This window comes from Nocardia sp. No.11, assembly GCF_038752175.1.
Classification (GTDB): domain Bacteria; phylum Actinomycetota; class Actinomycetes; order Mycobacteriales; family Mycobacteriaceae; genus Nocardia; species Nocardia canadensis.
In genome coordinates this window covers 1-372 of sequence record NZ_JBCGFB010000292.1, presented here as the reverse complement: position 1 = coordinate 372, position 372 = coordinate 1, and the positions used below count along the sequence as shown (strand labels likewise).

Annotated in this window: 1 rRNA gene; it reads left to right on the top strand. The window is 52.4% G+C overall.

The features are described 5' to 3' along the window. A 23S ribosomal RNA gene (locus V8688_RS32105) occupies positions 1–372 on the top strand; the annotation flags it as partial.

Below are 372 nucleotides of genomic sequence, written 5' to 3'. Positions count from 1 at the left end.
GCGACTGTTTACTAAAAACACAGGTCCGTGCGAAGTCGTAAGACGATGTATACGGACTGACGCCTGCCCGGTGCCGGAAGGTTAAGAGGACCGGTTAGCGCTTCGGCGCGAAGCTGAGAATTTAAGCCCCGGTAAACGGCGGTGGTAACTATAACCATCCTAAGGTAGCGAAATTCCTTGTCGGGTAAGTTCCGACCTGCACGAATGGCGTAACGACTTCTCTGCTGTCTCAACCACAGACTCGGCGAAATTGCATTACGAGTAAAGATGCTCGTTACGCGCGGCAGGACGAAAAGACCCCGGGACCTTCACTATAGCTTGGTATTGGTGTTCGGTACGGTTTGTGTAGGATAGGTGGGAGACTGTGAAGCT